The 17,823-nt window shown below is 66.0% G+C and carries 22 protein-coding genes; 2 read left to right on the top strand and 20 right to left on the bottom strand.

Annotated features, from left to right (window positions below):
• Positions 1 to 25: 25 nt before the first annotated feature.
• From rplE to RQG82_RS09235, 18 genes are all read right to left on the bottom strand, one after another.
• Positions 26 to 616: a 50S ribosomal protein L5 gene (rplE, locus tag RQG82_RS09320; protein ID WP_042538772.1), complete on the bottom strand. Its 591-nt coding sequence runs from the start codon at positions 614 to 616 to the stop codon at positions 26 to 28.
• Entirely contained in the window at positions 616 to 975 is a 360-nt protein-coding gene (gene rplX, locus RQG82_RS09315; RefSeq protein WP_311258799.1) for a 50S ribosomal protein L24, read from the bottom strand. Before rplX ends, rplE begins: the two co-directional genes overlap by 1 nt.
• 3 nt (positions 976 to 978) lie before the next feature.
• Positions 979 to 1,347 carry a 50S ribosomal protein L14 gene (gene rplN, locus RQG82_RS09310; RefSeq protein ID WP_042538766.1) on the bottom strand — a complete coding sequence of 123 codons (369 nt, stop codon included), beginning with the start codon at positions 1,345 to 1,347 and terminating at the stop codon, positions 979 to 981.
• Positions 1,344 to 1,661 carry a 30S ribosomal protein S17 gene (gene rpsQ / locus RQG82_RS09305; RefSeq protein ID WP_042538763.1) on the bottom strand — a complete coding sequence of 106 codons (318 nt, stop codon included), beginning with the start codon at positions 1,659 to 1,661 and terminating at the stop codon, positions 1,344 to 1,346. Before rpsQ ends, rplN begins: the two co-directional genes overlap by 4 nt.
• Positions 1,661 to 1,978 (bottom strand): 50S ribosomal protein L29, encoded by a 318-nt coding sequence (gene rpmC, locus RQG82_RS09300; RefSeq protein WP_017829202.1) that lies wholly within the window; start codon positions 1,976 to 1,978, stop codon positions 1,661 to 1,663. The genes rpsQ and rpmC overlap by 1 nt, the downstream gene beginning before the upstream one ends.
• Positions 1,978 to 2,397: a 50S ribosomal protein L16 gene (gene rplP / locus RQG82_RS09295; RefSeq protein WP_042538761.1), complete on the bottom strand. Its 420-nt coding sequence runs from the start codon at positions 2,395 to 2,397 to the stop codon at positions 1,978 to 1,980. The genes rpmC and rplP overlap by 1 nt, the downstream gene beginning before the upstream one ends.
• Positions 2,397 to 3,152 (bottom strand): 30S ribosomal protein S3, encoded by a 756-nt coding sequence (gene rpsC / locus RQG82_RS09290; RefSeq protein ID WP_042538759.1) that lies wholly within the window; start codon positions 3,150 to 3,152, stop codon positions 2,397 to 2,399. The genes rplP and rpsC overlap by 1 nt, the downstream gene beginning before the upstream one ends.
• Positions 3,152 to 3,550: a 50S ribosomal protein L22 gene (rplV, locus tag RQG82_RS09285; protein ID WP_042538756.1), complete on the bottom strand. Its 399-nt coding sequence runs from the start codon at positions 3,548 to 3,550 to the stop codon at positions 3,152 to 3,154. The genes rpsC and rplV overlap by 1 nt, the downstream gene beginning before the upstream one ends.
• Positions 3,551 to 3,575: 25 nt before the next feature.
• Positions 3,576 to 3,857 (bottom strand): 30S ribosomal protein S19, encoded by a 282-nt coding sequence (gene rpsS / locus RQG82_RS09280; RefSeq protein WP_017829205.1) that lies wholly within the window; start codon positions 3,855 to 3,857, stop codon positions 3,576 to 3,578.
• Between the two features lie 12 nt (positions 3,858 to 3,869).
• Positions 3,870 to 4,709, bottom strand: a complete 840-nt coding sequence (rplB, locus tag RQG82_RS09275) for a 50S ribosomal protein L2 (protein WP_042538755.1) — start codon at positions 4,707 to 4,709, stop codon at positions 3,870 to 3,872.
• A 20-nt stretch (positions 4,710 to 4,729) separates the two neighbouring features.
• Positions 4,730 to 5,053 (bottom strand): 50S ribosomal protein L23, encoded by a 324-nt coding sequence (rplW, locus tag RQG82_RS09270; protein ID WP_311258798.1) that lies wholly within the window; start codon positions 5,051 to 5,053, stop codon positions 4,730 to 4,732.
• Positions 5,050 to 5,712 carry a 50S ribosomal protein L4 gene (gene rplD, locus RQG82_RS09265; RefSeq protein WP_140037894.1) on the bottom strand — a complete coding sequence of 221 codons (663 nt, stop codon included), beginning with the start codon at positions 5,710 to 5,712 and terminating at the stop codon, positions 5,050 to 5,052. The genes rplW and rplD overlap by 4 nt, the downstream gene beginning before the upstream one ends.
• Positions 5,713 to 5,714: 2 nt before the next feature.
• On the bottom strand, positions 5,715 to 6,374 hold the full coding sequence (gene rplC, locus RQG82_RS09260) for a 50S ribosomal protein L3 (protein WP_042538750.1): 660 nt from the start codon (positions 6,372 to 6,374) through the stop codon (positions 5,715 to 5,717).
• An 8-nt stretch (positions 6,375 to 6,382) separates the two neighbouring features.
• On the bottom strand, positions 6,383 to 6,691 hold the full coding sequence (gene rpsJ, locus RQG82_RS09255) for a 30S ribosomal protein S10 (protein WP_005050520.1): 309 nt from the start codon (positions 6,689 to 6,691) through the stop codon (positions 6,383 to 6,385).
• An 861-nt stretch (positions 6,692 to 7,552) separates the two neighbouring features.
• Positions 7,553 to 7,765 (bottom strand): hypothetical protein, encoded by a 213-nt coding sequence (locus RQG82_RS09250; protein ID WP_053099214.1) that lies wholly within the window; start codon positions 7,763 to 7,765, stop codon positions 7,553 to 7,555.
• Positions 7,766 to 7,877: 112 nt separating this feature from the next.
• Positions 7,878 to 9,392 carry a sugar transferase gene (locus RQG82_RS09245; RefSeq protein ID WP_311258796.1) on the bottom strand — a complete coding sequence of 505 codons (1,515 nt, stop codon included), beginning with the start codon at positions 9,390 to 9,392 and terminating at the stop codon, positions 7,878 to 7,880.
• A 76-nt stretch (positions 9,393 to 9,468) separates the two neighbouring features.
• Entirely contained in the window at positions 9,469 to 11,205 is a 1,737-nt protein-coding gene (locus tag RQG82_RS09240; protein WP_311258795.1) for a DUF4012 domain-containing protein, read from the bottom strand.
• Positions 11,206 to 11,278: 73 nt separating this feature from the next.
• Complete coding sequence (locus tag RQG82_RS09235) at positions 11,279 to 13,351, bottom strand: hypothetical protein (protein ID WP_311258794.1); 2,073 nt, start codon at positions 13,349 to 13,351, stop codon at positions 11,279 to 11,281.
• Between the two features lie 167 nt (positions 13,352 to 13,518).
• Between RQG82_RS09235 and RQG82_RS09230 the strand changes: the two genes are divergently transcribed.
• Positions 13,519 to 14,646, top strand: coding sequence for a glycosyltransferase (locus tag RQG82_RS09230; protein WP_311258793.1), 1,128 nt, complete (start codon positions 13,519 to 13,521; stop codon positions 14,644 to 14,646).
• Entirely contained in the window at positions 14,643 to 15,608 is a 966-nt protein-coding gene (locus RQG82_RS09225; protein ID WP_311258792.1) for a glycosyltransferase family 1 protein, read from the top strand. Before RQG82_RS09230 ends, RQG82_RS09225 begins: the two co-directional genes overlap by 4 nt.
• Here RQG82_RS09225 and RQG82_RS09220 read toward each other — a convergent pair whose 3' ends face one another.
• On the bottom strand, positions 15,609 to 16,715 hold the full coding sequence (locus RQG82_RS09220; RefSeq protein ID WP_311258791.1) for a glycosyltransferase: 1,107 nt from the start codon (positions 16,713 to 16,715) through the stop codon (positions 15,609 to 15,611).
• Positions 16,712 to 17,815: a hypothetical protein gene (locus RQG82_RS09215; protein ID WP_311258790.1), complete on the bottom strand. Its 1,104-nt coding sequence runs from the start codon at positions 17,813 to 17,815 to the stop codon at positions 16,712 to 16,714. Before RQG82_RS09215 ends, RQG82_RS09220 begins: the two co-directional genes overlap by 4 nt.
• Positions 17,816 to 17,823 lie beyond the last annotated feature (8 nt).

The following is a 17,823-nucleotide window of genomic DNA, read 5'->3' as shown; positions in this document are numbered from 1 at the left end:
CCCCCCCCCCCCCCCCCGAAACCGCTTACGCCTTGGCGTCTTCCGTACGGAAGGGGAAGCCGAGGTGACGCAGAAGCGCGCGACCTTCATCGTCCGTCTTCGCGGTGGTGACGACAGTGATGTCGAAACCGCGAACGCGGTCGATCTTGTCCTGATCGATCTCGTGGAACACGCTCTGCTCCTGGAGACCGAAGGTGTAGTTGCCGTTCCCGTCGAACTGCTTGCCCGACAGACCGCGGAAGTCGCGGATGCGGGGCAGAGCGAGCGAGACGAGACGGTCCAGGAACTCCCACGCACGGTCACCACGGAGGGTGACGTGTGCGCCGATGGCCTGGCCCTCGCGCAGCTTGAACTGCGCGATCGACTTGCGAGCCTTCGTGACGAGCGGCTTCTGACCGGTGATCTTGGTGAGATCGTCGATCGCGCCGTCGATCACCTTGCTGTCGCGGGCCGCTTCACCGACACCGGTGTTCACGACGACCTTGACCAGACCGGGGATCTGCATCACGTTGGTGTAGCCGAACTCATCCTGCAGCTTCTGCTGGATCTCGGCCTTGTACTTCGCCTTCAGGCGGGGCTGGATCTTGCCAGCCACCGCAGCGTCGGTGGTTGCCATCAGAGGTCCTTACCTGACTTCTTCGCGTACCGCACACGGACGGTGCGCTTGACGCCGTCCTTGGTCTGCTCCTCGACCCGGTGGCCGACCTTGGTCGGCTTCTTGGTCGAGGGGTCGACGAGTGCGACGTTCGAGATGTGGATGGGAGCCTCGACAGTCTCGAGGCCACCCGTCTTGGTGCCACGCTGCGTCTGACCGACGCGCGTGTGCTTGGTGACGTAGTTCACGCCTTCGACGATGATGCGGTTCTTCTCGGCCAGGATCTCGAGGACCTTGCCCTGCTTGCCGCGATCTCCGCCACGCTCCTGCGTCGCTCCGGTGATGACCTGAACCAGGTCACCCTTCTTGATCTTCGCCATGACTTAAATAACCTCCGGCGCCAGCGAGACGATCTTCATGAACTTCTTGTCACGAAGCTCGCGACCGACCGGTCCGAAGATACGGGTGCCGCGGGGCTCCCCGTCGTTCTTCAGGATCACGGCGGCGTTCTCGTCGAACTTGATGTACGAGCCGTCGGGACGACGCGTGGACTTGACCGTACGGACGATGACGGCCTTGACCACATCGCCCTTCTTGACGTTTCCGCCCGGGATCGCGTCCTTGACGGTCGCGATGATCGTGTCACCGAGACCGGCGTAACGACGGCGCGAGCCGCCGAGCACACGGATGGTGAGCAGTTCCTTCGCGCCGGTGTTGTCGGCGACCTTGAGGCGGGATTCCTGCTGGATCACTTGGCCTTCTCCAGAATCTCAACCAGACGCCAGCGCTTGGTGGCGCTGAGCGGGCGGGTCTCGTTGATCAGGACGAGGTCGCCGATGCCGGCGGAGTTCGCCTCATCGTGCGCCTTGACCTTCGAGGTGCGGCGGATGACCTTGCCGTAAAGCGGGTGCTTCACGCGGTCCTCGACCTCGACCACGATGGTCTTGTCCATCTTGTCGCTGATGACGTAGCCACGACGCGACTTGCGGTACCCCCGGGCATCCGCATCGCGAACATCGTGTGCTGCGTGCTCAGCCTCGACGGCAGCTTCCTTCTTGGTGGCCATCACTCAGCCTCTTCCTTCACGGCGTCGTCGGCGGAGTCCGCCTTCTTCGCCTTCGACTTGGTCGCCTTCTTGGCCGGAGCCTCGACGGGAGCGGGCGTCGCACGGATGCCCAGCTCACGTTCGCGGATCACGGTGTAGAGACGCGCGATGTCGCGCTTGACGGCGCGGATGCGGCCGTGGCTCTCCAGCTGGCCGGTGGCCGACTGGAAACGGAGGTTGAACAGCTCCTCCTTGGCCTTACGCAGCTCCTCAACGAGGCGCTGGTCTTCGAACGTGTCGAGCTCTGCCGGAGCGAGCTCCTTGGTGCCGATCGCCATTACGCGTCGCCCTCCTCGCGCTTGATGATGCGTGCCTTGAGAGGCAGCTTGTGAATGGCACGGGTCAGTGCCTCGCGAGCGAGTTCTTCGCTCACGCCTGAGACCTCGAAGAGGACGCGACCCGGCTTGACGTTGGCGACCCACCACTCGGGGGAACCCTTACCGGAACCCATGCGGGTCTCGGCAGGCTTCTTCGTGAGGGGACGGTCGGGGTAGATGTTGATCCACACCTTGCCGCCACGCTTGATGTGACGCGTGACCGCGATACGAGCGGACTCGATCTGACGGTTCGTCACGTAGGCAGGCGTGAGCGCCTGGATCCCGTAGTCGCCGAAGGAGACCTTCGTGCCACCAGTCGCCTGGCCGCTGCGACCGGGGTGGTGCTGCTTACGGAACTTGACCTTGCGGGGAATAAGCATCAGGCAGACGCTCCTTCTGCGACAGGGGCCTCGTTGCGCGGCGCGCGGCGGCGGTCGCCACCACGGTCGTCACGACGGGACTTCGGTGCGTTGGCCTGCTCGCGAGCAAGCTCCTTGTTGGTCAGGTCACCCTTGTAGATCCAGACCTTCACGCCGATGCGGCCGAAGGTGGTCTTCGCCTCGTAGAAGCCGTAGTCGATGTTCGCACGAAGCGTGTGCAGCGGCACACGACCCTCGCGGTAGAACTCCGAGCGGCTCATCTCGGCGCCGCCGAGGCGGCCGGAGACCTGGATGCGGATGCCCTTGGCGCCAGCGCGCTGCGCGCCCTGGAGACCCTTGCGCATCGCACGACGGAACGCCACGCGAGCAGAGAGCTGCTCGGCGATGCCCTGTGCGACGAGCTGAGCGTCAGCCTCGGGGTTCTTGACCTCGAGGATGTTCAGCTGGATCTGCTTGCCCGAGAGCTTCTCGAGGTCGCCGCGGATGCGCTCGGCCTCGGCGCCACGACGACCGATCACGATGCCCGGACGGGCGGTGTGGATGTCGACGCGGACGCGGTCACGGGTGCGCTCGATCTCGATGTTCGAGACACCGGCGCGGTCGAGCTGCGTCTTCAGCAGGTTGCGGATCTTGATGTCCTCGGCGACGTAGTCGGCGTAACGCTGACCGGGCTTCGTCGAGTCCGAGAACCAACGCGACACGTGGTCCGTGGTGATGCCGAGGCGGAAGCCGTACGGGTTTACTTTCTGTCCCATTACTTGCTCGCCTTCTTGTTGCTGTCGCTTGCAGCGGCCGGAGCCGCCTCAGGCGTCGAGAGCACGACCGTGATGTGGCTCGTGCGCTTCTTGATCTGGAAAGCGCGACCCTGTGCACGGGGGCGGAAACGCTTGAGCGTCGTGCCCTCGTCTACGTAGGCGTTAGCCACGTACAGGTCCTGCTCGTCGAGGTACTCGCCGTCACGATCCGCCTTGACCTGCGCGTTGGCCATGGCCGACGCGACAAGCTTGTAGATCGGCTCACTGGCGCTCTGCTGTGCGAACTTCAGGATCGCCAGAGCCTCCTGGGCCTGCTTGCCCTTGATGAGCGCGACGACACGACGAGCCTTCTGAGGGGTCACGCGGATGTGTCGCACGCGTGCGATGGACTCCACCATTTCTCTCTCCTCTATCGCCACCGCGTCAGCGGCGGCGGCCCTTCTTGTCGTCCTTCTCGTGGCCGCGGAAGGTGCGGGTGGGCGCAAACTCGCCCAGTTTGTGGCCGACCATGGTCTCGGAGACAAACACAGGAATGTGCTTGCGACCGTCGTGGACCGCGATCGTGTGACCCAGCATGGCCGGGATGATCATGGACCGGCGAGACCAGGTCTTGATGACGTTCTTGGTGCCGGCTTCGTTCTGCACGACCACCTTGCGAAGCAGGTGATCGTCGACGAAGGGGCCCTTCTTAAGACTGCGAGGCATCTTCTCTTACTCCTACTTACGCTTCTTGCCGGCGTTACGACGACGCACGATGTACTTGTCGCTTTCCTTGTTGGCGTGACGGGTACGACCCTCAGCCTGGCCCCACGGGGAGACGGGGTGACGTCCACCGGACGTCTTGCCCTCACCACCACCGTGCGGGTGGTCGACCGGGTTCATGGCGACACCACGGACGGTCGGGCGGACGCCCTTCCAGCGCATGCGGCCAGCCTTACCCCAGTTGATGTTCGACTGCTCGGCGTTGCCGACCTCGCCGATGGTCGCGCGGCAGCGCGAGTCGACGTTGCGGATCTCGCCCGAGGGCAGACGCAGCTGGGCGAAGTTGCCATCCTTGGCGACGAGACGGACGGATGCACCGGCCGAACGTGCCATCTTCGCGCCGCCACCAGGACGGAGCTCGATTGCGTGGATGACGGTACCCGTCGGGATGTTCTTCAGCGGGAGGTTGTTACCCGGCTTGATGTCGGCACCAGCACCCGACTCGATGACGTCGCCCTGCTTCAGCTTCGCCGGCGCGAGGATGTAGCGCTTCTCGCCGTCGAAGTAGTGCAACAGCGCGATGCGAGCCGTGCGGTTGGGGTCGTACTCGATGTGAGCGACACGGGCGTCGACGCCGTCCTTGTCATTGCGACGGAAGTCGATGACGCGGTACTGGCGCTTGTGGCCACCACCGATGTGACGGGTCGTGATGCGGCCCTGGTTGTTGCGACCACCGGTCTTCGAGAGCGGGCGCAGCAGCGACTTCTCCGGCGTCGATCGGGTGATCTCGGCGAAGTCAGCCACCGACGAGCCGCGACGGCCCGGGGTCGTGGGCTTGTACTTGCGAATAGCCATTATTGTCCTTATCCCCCGGATCAGCCGATTGCCGTGAAGATGTCGATGGTGCCCGACTTCAGGGTCACGATGGCACGCTTGGTGTCCTTGCGCTTGCCTGCGCCGAAGCGGGTGCGACGAGCCTTGCCGACGCGGTTGAGGGTGTTGACCCCAGCGACCTTGACGCCGAAGATCTTCTCGATGGCGAGCTTGATCTCGGTCTTCGAAGCGCGCGGGTCCACGAGGAAGGTGTACTTGCCTTCGTCGATGAGACTGTAGCTCTTCTCGGACACGACCGGCTTCAGGATGATGTCGCGCGGGTCCTTGTTCAGGGCCGTCTGGAGAACAGCTGCCTGCTCGCTCATGCGGAGACCTCCTGGTTGGCGCCGGACTTGGAGGCGATGAAGCCCTCGAGCGCGGCCTGGGTGAAGACGATGTCGTCGGAGACGAGCACGTCGTAGGCGTTGAGCTGGTCGAACGTCAGCACGTGCAGGTTCGACAGGTTGCGGATGCTCTTCAGCGTCACGTCGTCGTTGCGCTCGATGACGACGAGCACGTTCTTCGACGAGACGACGTTGGTGAGGAAGTTCACCGCGGTCTTGGTCGAAGGCGTGCCGTTGATTCCGAACGACTCGATGGCGTGGATGCGGTCACCGCGGAAGCGGTCGCTCAGCGCGCCCAGGAGGGCGGCCGCGATCATCTTCTTGGGGGTGCGCTGCGAGTAGTCGCGCGGCTTGGGGCCGTGCACGATTCCACCGCCGGTCATGTGCGGCGCGCGGATCGAGCCCTGACGGGCGTTACCCGTGCCCTTCTGCTTGAAGGGCTTGCGGCCGGCACCCGAGACCTCACCGCGACGCTTGGTCGAGTGGGTTCCCTGGCGAGCCGCCGCGAGCTGCGCGACGACGACCTGGTGGATGAGCGGAATGTTCGTCTTGGCGTCGAACAGCGCGGCGGGAAGCTCGATCGAGCCAGCCTTCTTGCCGTCTGCGTTGAGGACGTCAAGCGCGAGAGTGGAGTCAGCCATGATCAGGCACCCTTCACTGCGTTGCGGACGTAGACGATACGGCCACGAGCACCGGGGACGGCGCCCTTGACGAGCAGCAGACCCTTCTCGATGTCGATGGCGTGCACCGTGAGGTTGAGGACGGTCACGCGCTCGCCACCCATACGGCCGGCCATGCGCATGCCCTTGAAGACGCGGCTCGGGGTCGACGATGCGCCGATGGAGCCGGGCTTGCGGTGGTTGCGGTGCGAACCGTGCGAAGCCGAGACGCCCTTGAAGTTGTGACGCTTCATGACACCGGCGAAGCCCTTGCCCTTGCTCGTGCCGACGACGTCGACGAGCTGGCCTGCTTCGAAGGTGCCGTCGACCGTGAGCTCCTGGCCAGGCGTGTAGTCGCCGGCATCCGCGGTGCGGATCTCGGTGACGTGACGACGCGGCGTGACGCCGGCAGCCTCGAAGTGAGCGGTCAGCGGCTTGTTCACCTTGCGCGGGTCGATCTGGCCGTAGGCGATCTGAACGGCGTTGTAGCCGTCCTTCTCGGGGGTACGGATCTGCGTGACCACGTTCGAGGCGAGCTCGATGACGGTGACGGGAACGAGCTTGCCGCTCTCGTTCCAGACCTGGGTCATACCGAGCTTGGTGCCCAGCATGCCCTTGGAAATCTTGGAGTTGATATCAACCATGTCCGACCTCAGAGCTTGATCTCGATGTTGACATCGGCAGGCAGGTCGAGACGCATCAGCGAGTCGACAGCCTTGGGCGTCGGGTCGATGATGTCGATCAGACGCTTGTGGGTGCGCATCTCGAAGTGCTCGCGGCTGTCCTTGTACTTGTGGGGCGACCGGATGACGCACACGACGTTCTTCTCGGTCGGCAGGGGCACGGGGCCGACGACCGTTGCGCCCGCGCGGGTCACCGTGTCGACGATCTTGCGTGCGGACGTGTCGATGACCTCATGGTCATACGACTTCAGGCGAATGCGGATCTTCTGTCCCGCCATTGTCTGCTCTCTCTCTTTAAGCGTCTTACCGACCTGGGCCGGGTGACCCAGGGGCATTGGACGCACGTCGGCGCTGTTCGCGCCTCGGCACCCAGACGGCTCTCGCGAGTCGATCTGCTGCACCACTGTTCTGCTGTCATCCCGCATGCTTCGCAGCGAGCGGGTGTCCGACCTCCGCCGCGCACGGCGAAGCCCTCGTGATGAAGATGTCGGGATCGTTCTGCCACCCGCGGCCTAGGTCCCTGCGCGTCTGCGCCGCCTATGCACTGTCGTGATGGTGATCCGGCCACGCTGAGCGCGCCGGAATGTCGAACCTGTCTATTCTGCCACGGCCGATTTCACTTGCGCAAACCCGGGCGTGTCGCATTCGCTGTGCATCCCCTGAACACGTCCGTCCGCGGTCGGATCGACGCTGCGGCGATGCCCCGATCGATCGTCAGCGAGAGGGTGAGAGCGGGGCGAGGCATCCCCATGCCTCGCCCCGCTTGGGGAGGGCGTTCAGTGCGAGGGGGCACACCGAACGCGAGGAGCCAGGCGTGAAGGGACGCCGGGATCCTCGACCGAGGGCGCGGCGAAGCGACCGCCGCGCGGGCGGGATGACGTCTGAGCGCACAGAGTGCGCGCATCGCACGATGATCCCCAAAATCGTTATCCCCAGTTTGACGCGGCTAACCGCGTGAGTTCAGGATGTCGAACCCCTTCGACATCCCTGATCGCAAGTTCCCCAGGCGATCATCGACCATTCTATGCGAATCCGGACGCGAAACGCGATACCGCCGGACGGAATACTTGGTGCCGGATGCAGAAGAGCGGCGACTCCCCCGATGGAGGAGCCGCCGCTCTCGGTGTCAGTCGAGAGTTCTACTCGTTGCCGACGGCCTTGTCGGCGCTGTCACGGATCTCGTCGATCTTGTCGGCGGCCCCGGGCGCGATCTTCTTCGCGAAATCTGCGACGCCGTCGAGGACCTTGTCGCTGATGTCCTCGGCCTGCTCGCTCTTCACGGCCTCGGCGATCTTGTCTTTGTTCTGCTCGTACAGATCTTTGCCCTTGTTGACAGTCTCATCGATACCCATGTGCGGGCCCCCTTGTATGCGTGCTGACGCGGCGGATCCCCGACGCACGTTCATTCTCCACTGCGGGCCTGGTCAAGGGAAGAGGCGAGCGCAGCATCCATCAGCTCATATATCAGTGAGCGCTGGAACCGGGGGCGACCACCGCGCGGATCGTTCGGAACAGGATGATGAGGTCCTGCATGAGCGACCAGTTCTCGACGTAGTACAGGTCGAGGCGGATGGTCTCCTCCCACGACAGCGACGAGCGCCCACTCACCTGCCAGAGCCCGCTCATGCCGGGCTTGACGAGCAGACGACGATGCGCGAAGTCGTCATACAGCGCGACCTCCGAGGCACGCTGGGGTCGCGGGCCCACGAGGCTCATGTGCCCGAGGAACACGTTGACCAGCTGGGGCAGCTCGTCGATGGAGTGCCTGCGGAAGAAGCGTCCGACTCTGGTGATGCGCGGATCGTCGTTGATCTTGAACAACGGCTTTCCTGCGTCGCCCTGAAGATCGAGAAGAGTCGCCAGCTGGTCATCGGCATTGGCGGCCATCGATCGGAACTTCAGCATGCCGAAGGTCTGCCCGCCGCGGCCGATCCGCTCCTGACGGTAGAACACGCCCCCGGGCCCGTCGACGCGGATCGCGATGGCTGCGACGAGGAAGACCGGCGAGAGCAGGACGAGCAGCAACGAGGATCCGACGACGTCGAGTGCGCGCTTGAGGAAGCGCTTGGAGCCTTCCATGCGGGGGAAGTCGACATGCACGAGAGGCAGACCGGCGACCGGCGTCGCGTGCATGCGCGGCCCGGCGATGTCTGTCAGCACCGGAGCCATAATGAGCTGGATGTCGCGATCGGACACCGAGTAGCCCAGGCGGCGCATCGTGAGCGGGTCGAGGTCATCGGAGCCGACGATGATCAGCGCGTCGAAGCGGACTTCATCCAAGACCGTCTCGACGTTCGCGATGTCACCGAGCACCTCGAAGCCGGAGATGTCCTCAGCGGAGGTTCTCTCGGTGATCACCCCGACGATCTCATATCCGCTGCTCTTGGCACGCCGGATCTCGCGCGCGACGAGGGCGACCTTGGACGGCTCGCCGATCACGACCGCCCTGTGCAGATACCGCCCGGCCTTCTGCCGCCCTCGCAGCCACTGCCGGCACATCCACCGCGACAGCAGGAGGAGCATCAGCCCGAGCGGGAACACGACCGCCACGAGCGCACGCGACAACTCCATCCCGAGGAAGAACGCGATCGCGACGGTGACCGCGAACACCGCGACGGATGCGTTGACGATGCGGCGGTACTCGTCTGCACCGTGCCCGACGGTGTGGCGGTCTCGAGAATCCGTCACGTCGAGAGCGATCAACCAGAGGATCCCGATCAGCGTGAGCACCAGCAGATAGGAGACTCGGGGTCCGCCGGGCCAGGAGACTCCGGTCAGCAGACCGGGAAGAACGATGATCGCAGAGACGATCAGTGTGACCAGGACGACGATGACATCGTTGTAGAAGAGGCGACTGGCGTAGAGGCGAGTCCACGCTGTGCGCCGCGCCTTCTTCTTCGTGCGAACCGGAGCGGTGTCTCTGGGCGCGCTCGACGCGCTGGAACTACCGTGCTCGAGCTGAACGACGACGACTCTCACCCCCCTTGAATGCGATGACGTCAGAACGCGAGCAAGTATATCGGTCTGGTCGTCTCTCCGAATTCGGGGATCGGGATCAACCGGCGCAGCCGTCTGTGACGACGGGCTTCTCTCCCCGGACCATCGGATTCGTCTGCACCGCGAGGGGTCCGTAGTCGCCGTCTGATCCGACGAACGTCGCTGTCACGTCGACCGAATCGCCGGGATCGAACCATGCCTCGAACGAGACGACAGGCCGACCCAGATCGTCGATGTCGCGGTGAGTGATCGTCACCTCGTCGCCGTTGAAGGTCGCGTCGGCAAGCGTCGTCCCGGGAGGGCCGTAGATGTAGATCGAGTCACGGAAGCGGGTTCCGTACTCCATGCTCTGCACGTAACGGGGCAGAGCCTCGGCCTGCCGCTGTGTCAGGGGCAGCGTGAGTGAGGCTGTGGCAGTGAACGTTCTGGTGTCTGCTTCGCACACTGCGGTGGCCGTCGTCGCGGTCTCCGTGAAGTAGTCGATCTTCGACCCGTTGGTGTTGTTGAAGTAGATGCCGACGGTCGTCGTGTCGGAGTTGACGGTCGGAAGCACGCCGCTGATCCTGGCGCCTTCGATCGCGTCGGTGACCTTCTCGTCATCACTCCACGCGAGCACGCTTCCCTCGGATGCGCTCTCCGTGATGGCCCACAGCATGTCCTTCAGATCGAAGTCGCCGGTGGCGATCTTGTCGAATACGGCCGCCGCCGTGTCGGCGAAGAATCCGTCGACGAGTTCGGGCTCCTTATAGGAGTCCCAGCGTCCGTAGACCTCGCTGAGCAGCAGCGAGACGGCGTTCTCCTCGGAGAGGACTTCGCCGGAGGCCAGCTCGATGGGGCCGGTCGCGACGAGAATGCGCGACAGCGCGATCGGGTCGATCGAGATCACGCCGGCGATCTCATCGTCGGCGATGTCACGCTGCCACCACTCGCGCATAATCTTCGCCGCAGTGGGGAAGTCCGGGCGGCTCATGCTCGTGTTGATGTGGTCGACCAGGTAGCTCGTGTAGAGCTCGATGGCGCTCGGCGGCACGTCGACGTCGACGGCGACGCCGTTCTGGTAGTTGCCGCTGTCGCCCTGCGCCCCGATCGAGATCGCACCGCCATCGACCCGCACGAGAGTCTGTGCGGCAGCGCTGCCTCCGAGGGCGAGCGTCTCGGCGTTGTTCTGGAAGACGAGCAGATAGTTGCGCTCGCCTTCGCCTCCGAGCAGCGACGGCAGGACGCCGATCATCGGGGCGGCCGCCGACATCACCTCATCGACGTCTTCGACGCCCTCGCGCACGACGGAGACGAGGAAGGGAGACTGCGAGACGGATTCCAGACCGTCGGCGAGTTCGGTGATGTGCTGCGCCTGGTCATCGGTGGCATCGAGAAGCCGCTCGGTGATCGACCCGGTGGAATCCTCGTCGCCCATCACGGGCAGAGCGACACCGTTGACGAGCGCATCGAGCGACTGCGCCGCGAGGCGGACCCCCTTGAGGTTGTCGCCGGCTACGGGAGTCCACTCCAACACCCACCACACCGGATCGGATGCCGCAGCACCCGCGCTGGCGGCGCTCTCCGACAGCTCGGGAAGCACCTCGTCGACGTTCCCCCCGTTCTGGATCTGAGCGATGAGCTCCTGGCTCTTGATCAGCCCGTCTTTCACGGTGATCGCTCGCAGTCCGACCCAGCACACGGCGAGGAGGAACGCGATGACGACGAGAGCGACGATCACCCAGACACGGCGCCGCCGACCTTGACGGCCGGACTTCTGCTCGTCGACGCTCTCGGCATCCTGACGACCTGCGCTCATGGACGACGTACCTTTCGTACGGGAATGATCTGGTGAATTGTAACGGCGGCTGCTGAACCCCCTGCGGTGGGACTCATTCCGCCTCGGCCGTGATGAAGACGGGAGAAGCGCCGAGAGTCAGCGTGACCGCACCGTCTTCGGGCTCGATCGACTGCGTGCGCCCGGTCATATCGGTGACCGTCAGCGGGACGTCCGATGCGAAGCTGCGCTGCACCTCGCCCTGCTTCGCCCATGCGATGCGGGTCTCGTCGTCTCCTGATCCGAAGACCTCGACCGTGCTCGTGTCATCGGACTCGTCAGACGCGAAGGCCTTGTCGCGCAGCTGAGTGATCATGAGCGCCTGAGCGAAGCCTCCCGGCTTCGGGGCCAGCGCCACGACGTCCGCTCGGGGCGCGTTCTCATAGAGTCCGAAGTTCGCCTCGACATCAGCGGGGTCGGACGCGTCGTTGACGAGGTCGTACCAGAAGTACTTCTCGACCCCGTTTGCGAAAGCCAGCGTCTGGTTGCGCACCATCATCGGCCCCTGCTCGAGCAGGTCGACGCCGCCGCCGTAGGTGGGGAATCCCATCTCGGTGACCCACACCGGCCGCTTCTCCCCCGCGAACTCCTGCATGTCGGCGTAGGACTGCTGCACAGTGCCGGCGATCAGGTCGGCATTGAGCTCGATCGCGGACTCGTACGGGTGATAGCTCGCCACATCGGTCACGGCCATGCCGCCGGCCTGCCAGAATCCGACGAACCAATCGCGGTCGTAGAGAGCTGTGGACCCCGTGACGATGGGCAGGTCAGGATATGCGGTGCTGACGTGGTCACGCACCGACTGCGCGATCGGCACGTAGCACGCCGGCTCCTCTCCGCAGGCGGTGTCGTTCTCACGGTGATTGAACTCGTTGAGCACCTCGAGACCGACGAGGTCGAACCTGTCGGCGACGGCCTTCGCATAGGCACCGTATGCCTGGATCGACGCCTCGTTGTCTGGCGTCTTCCTGTTGCCGTAGAGCCTGTTGCCGTACACGACGAGGCCCAGCAGCTTCACGTCGTTGGCATGCATGCGCGAGAACTCGCGCACGTAATCCTCGTTCCAGGCGTACTCGCCGGCGACCTTCTCATTGCGCTCCCACGAGATGTCGTTGCGCACCTCGGCGAAGCCGATCGCAGCCGCCAGAGATCCCGTGCCGATGAAGGCCTCTTTCTCCACGTGGGCACCCACCCCGAAGCGGCCGTCCTGCGTCACCGCGAATCCGTCTGCGTCGATCACCGCGACGTTCGTCTGGATCTGTCGGCCTGCAGAATCGCGGACATCGACCGTGTAATGCCCCTGCGATACGCCGGTCAACGGCAGGGCCGAGAGCGGCCCCGCGGAGTCGAACTGCCCCGTGATCGGCTCGCCGCCGGCGGTCGACGTCGCGCTCCACTGCACGGCGCCCTCGGCGAGCGAGACAGCGAGCACAGCTGATTCATCGGTCATGATCAGAGAGTCGTTGACGATGCCCGCCGGCGCCTGCACGGCTTCGAACGAGCCGTTCGGAACGAGGTTGTCGCCGCCGCTCGCGGTGATCGAGACGTCATCGATCCCGAATGCTCGCACGGCACCGGACAGCACGACATCGATCGTCGATGCGGCAGCCTGATCGGCCGCCGATGTGAACGGGAACTCGATCGTCTCCCATTCCGCGTCCAGCTCGGGAAGCGTGAAGGTCTGGCCAGCCGCGGTCAGGCGGACGCCGGTCTCGGTCTTCTCCTCTGCGAGCACCCGCACGGAGACGCTGAGCGTGTAGTCCGTGTCTGGCGCCAGGGCGACAGGAGCAGTCGCAGCGACGATGTCTGCGTCGTCAGCCGGGGCATCGACCCGCAGGGACACAGCACCCTGCGCGGCGTCACCGACTTCAGGAAGAACCGTGCCGACCACTCCCCGGTCTGCGAGGGTCCATCCATCGATCGATGCCCGCGCGACGTTCGTGACGGGAAGCTCGACCGGCGGCTCGGTCACGACCGGCTCGGGAGTGGCCTCAGCCGATGCCTCCGCGCGAGGCTGCGACTGCTGCCCCGAGATCACCATCGCAGCCGCGGCACCCCCGCCGACAAGGAGCACGGTGACCGTGCTCGCGATGATGATCGTCTTCTTCGTCGCGCGCAGAGCCATCATTTCCTTTCCCCCCGAATGTTCGCTTCCAATGTATCGGGTCGCACTCGGGACGAAGCTGACAGCAGGCCGGGGCTCGTGCGCCGATAACTTCCCTAGACTCGACGCATGCTTGCAGAGGCTTCGCCCGGACTGCGCGCCCGCGTGCCCTGTGGTGCGAGGTCGGCGCTGTGAGCGGTGTGCTGGTGCACGAATGGCTCGCTCCCAGAGGCGGCTCCGAGAACGTCTTCGAGGCCCTGAGCGAGGTGTTCCCGGATGCTGCCCGCTATTGCCTGTGGAACGACAGCGAAGGCCGCTTCGTCGTCGACGGCGAGACGTGGCTGGCTCGCACACCCCTGCGCGGACACAAAGCCGCAGCAGTCGGACTGATGCCTCTCGCCTGGCGGACTCTCCCGAGCGTGGATGCGGACTGGATCCTCACGAGCTCGCATCTCTTCGCGCATCATGCGAGATTCGCGGGCACGGGGCGCAGCGCCCCGAAGCTCGTGTACGCCCACACCCCCGCGCGCTACATCTGGAACCCCGAGCTCGATGTGCGCGGCGACACGTTCACCGCGCGGGCCGCGGCGGGGATGCTGAAGGGGCTCGATCGCCGGCGCGCTCAGGAGCCGGTCGCGATCGCGGCGAACAGTGTGTTCGTGCAGAAGCGCATCGCCCAGGCGTGGCATCGCGAAAGCACCGTGATCCACCCTCCCGTCGATGTGACCGGCTTCCTCCGCGCACCGGAACCCGACGAACGCGACGAGGACGCACTCGCACGCTTGCCCGAGGCCTTCCTCCTCGGCTTCTCGCGGTTCATCCCCTACAAGCGGCTCGATCTCGTGATCGAGGCCGGCATCGCCGCCGACATGCCCGTCGTGCTCGCGGGCGCAGGGCCGGATGAGGATCGTCTGCGCGCGTTGGCCGAGGAGCGCGCGCCCGGCCGAGTGTTCTTCGTGCGGTCGCCGGGAGCAGAGCTCTACCGCGCGCTGCTGCAGCGCTGCATCGCGCTCGTCTTCCCTGCGGTGGAGGACTTCGGCATCGTGCCGGTGGAGGCCATGGCTGCAGGACGACCTGTGATCGCCGCCCCCGTGGGCGGCACGGCCGAGACCATCGTCGACGGCAGCACCGGCGCGTTCGTCGAGCACTGGTCGCGCGATGAGCTGCGCCGTGCGGTCGAGGTGGCAGCCGGCGTCTCACCCGAGGCGTGCCGGGCGCAGGCGAAGAACTTCTCCGAAGCGGTGTTCGCCGATCGCATCAGGGAGTGGGTGGCGGAGTCGGTCGACGGCGCACGCCCACGGGAGGCGAGGAGCGCGTGACCGTTCTCGTCGACGACCGGTATCGCGGCGCGCACGGCATCGGGCGCTACGCCGCAGAGGTCCTCCCCCGGCTGACCCTGCCCTGGGAGCCCCTGCACCTCGGAGGCACCCCGTTCTCTGCAGTCGACGCGTTCCGTTCGGTCGGGGCGGCGGCCGCGCCGGACGCGCTCGTCTACTCGCCGGGCTACGGTGCGCTCCTGCGCGCTCGACGGCAGCTGCTCACGCTGCACGATCTCATCCAGCTGAGCAGTCCGGGGCTCGGCCGGTGGAAGTTCGCGGCCTACTACTCCGGTCCGGTCAGAGACGTCGTCCGCAGAGCCGGCGTCGTGCTCACGGTCTCCGAGACATCGGCTCGAGCGCTTCGTTCGTGGGTGCACGACGACGACGTCGAGATCGTCAACGCCGGCAACGGCTGCTCGGACTCCTTCCGCCCGCGAACGGGCGAGCTGCACCAGTCCGATCCCTACGTGCTGTTCGTCGGCAACGGCCGTGCGCATAAGAATCTCGACGTCGTCCTCGACGCCCTGGCCTCGGCGCCCGATGTGCGCCTGGTGGCTGTCGTCCCCCAGCGCGAGATCACCGATCTCGAGGCCAGGGCGACGCACCGGGGCGTCGCCACCAGAGTGCGCTGGGTGAGCGGTGTCGACGACGAGAGTCTCGCGGATCTCTACCGGGGCGCCTCCGCGACCGTGATGCCCTCGACGCTCGAAGGGTTCGGGCTTCCCGCCCTGGAGTCGATCCGCTGCGGCACTCCCGTCGTGTACTGGGCCGGGTGCGAATCGGTCGCGGAGATCGTCGGAGACCGCGGTCACGCGGTGACCTCCCCGGGCGACGCGCAGGAGTGGGCGCACGCGCTGACCGGGGCCGTCGCCGCCCGGCGACGGGTCTCGCCGCCCGAAGGCTACGACTGGAATCGCACCGCGGGGATCATCTCCGAGACGATCACCCGACTGCTCGACTGACTAGGCTCGGCGGTCTTTGACCGACCAGACGAAATCCTCGAGTGAATCGGTCTTGCGCTCCCACGACGCCGAGGATGCCGCGTGCACGCCGGCATGGTTCGGCGACGGGTGCCCCAGCGCACGTTCCAGTGCGGCATCCGCGTCGCTGCCGTCGGTGTACACCTCGATGCCGAGATCGGACGATGTGCGGATGCCGGGCGTCTCGCGCGCCACGACAGCGAGGCCGGCCGCGAGGTACTCGTAGAGCTTCATCGGACTGCGGCCGGCATTGAGCGGACTGTCGGAGAGCGGCAGAAGGCCGACGCGCGCCGTGTGCAGCAACGCCGGAACCTCGGCGTAGGGAACGGGCCCGATGATCTCGACGTTCGCCGGCACGGGTCGCGGCGGCCGGGCGTCGGGACCGGCGATGACGAAGCCGATGTCTGGCCGAGCGCGCGCCCAGGCCTCGACGCGCTCCCAGTCGAATCGGTCATCGAGCGCCCCGACGTAGACGCACCGCGCCATACGGGAGCGATCCTCGGCGGTCTGCGGAGCGAAGCGCGCGACCTCGGCCCCGTTGCCCAGCACGAGCGAGGGGACGCTCAGCGCTCCGAGTCCTCGCAGGACTTCGTCGGAGGTGGCGATCACGCCGTCGACCTCGGCGAGAATGCGTCGCTGCAGGGCGTGTTTCAGACCGCCGGGGTACAGATCGGTGGGTCGGTAGATGACGCGATTCGAGAGCGATCGCACCGAACCGTCCCACAGCAGCGGCTGATCGATGAGCACGGCGTCGAATCCTGCGGCGATGCCTTCGCGCTGCAGCATCCGAGCCACGCTGGGCGCTCCGACCGGCGCGGGCAGGATCGTGCGCGGGACCACCTGCAGCACCCCGTCGTCGTCTCGCCGAGCGCGGCGGGGCACGCCCGCCAGATGCTGTCGATCGACTCGTCCGGTCAGCCGGTGGATGAGGGAGATCGGAGTGCTCAGGTGCACGACGTCCGCTCCGCGCTCGGAGAGCACGCGGGCGTAGTGGTGGCTGCCGACCCGGAAGGCACCGAAAGGATGGCTGTGGGAAAGGAACAGGATCCGCGCGGGCCGGGTGCCGGCTCCCGCCGCGGCGTCGGTCATGCTCGAGCCCTGCGCACTGCGTCGCGGATGTCGTGCTCGATGTCTTCGAGCGTCGCGGCAGCGATGCGCACACGTTCGGAGACCTCCGCCGCGCGTTCCCTCGTCGGGAGAAGCGCCGCGCGCATGCGCGTCTGATCACTCGCCGACGAGTCGACGGAGACGCCGTGCAGTCCGATGGCCGCGAAGGCCTTCGTGATCTTCATCGTGGGACGAGGAACGAGTTCGATGGGAATCGACCCGCTCAGAGAGGCGAGCACGAGCACGTGCATGCGGTCGCTGATGACCACCTGCGCCGCGTCGTAGCGTTGCCGGAGGCGCTCCTCCTGCACGAGAGGATCGGTGTCGCCCCAGGGCTCGCACTCGCCGCCGAGCAGCCGCGCGAGCTCGCGCGCTCGGCTCTCGTCTTCGCGCACCTGCACGACGGTGCGGATCGAGAGGCCGGCGCGCTCGGCGGTCTCACGCACCGCACTGAGCCACTCCGCATCCGGCAGCGGGCGCGCGCCGCGCAGGCTCACCAGCAGCTCGCCGCGCTCACCCCAGGCGTGCCCGGCGCGGGTCCCGGCCGAGAAGCCGATGTCGGGTGCGAGCCGGCCGCATCGCGCAGTCGCCAGCGTCGATTCGTCACGCCACAGCGTCACCTGCGACAGGCGAGCTGCGAGGCGATGGACGGCGAGAGCCGGCCACGAGGGCGCACGGATCCCCCGCGGCGGCCGGACCACGATCCCGCCTTTGAGACGGACGATGAGAGTCTCGACCAGGAAGACGAGCTCTCTGAGACCGTTGCCGCGGTCGAGCGGGATCTCACCCGCTTCGAACACCAGCACAGGGCGACGAGGAGCGAGAACGAGAAGCCGGAGCCAACGCGGCACTGACTTCTTGGTGCGCAGCACGATGGCCTCGGGAGGCACTCCCAGTTGCCTCAGCCACACGTCGGGGGCATCTCCGGTGTAGGCGACCAGGTCATCGCTCGTGCCCATCGCCCACGCAAGGGTCTCGCGGCGGATCAGCGCGTCACCGATGTTGCCCGCGGGGCCCGTCAGCGACACGAAGGTTCGGGTGGCGCGGGGCGCTCTGGACGATCGTGAATCCGGGCGGCGCATGAGGTAAA

It is taken from the genome of Microbacterium sp. WCS2018Hpa-9 (assembly GCF_031843745.1).
Classification (GTDB): Bacteria; Actinomycetota; Actinomycetes; order Actinomycetales; family Microbacteriaceae; genus Microbacterium.
Note: the sequence above shows the minus strand (reverse complement) of the source record. Positions and strands in the feature narration are given on the sequence as shown.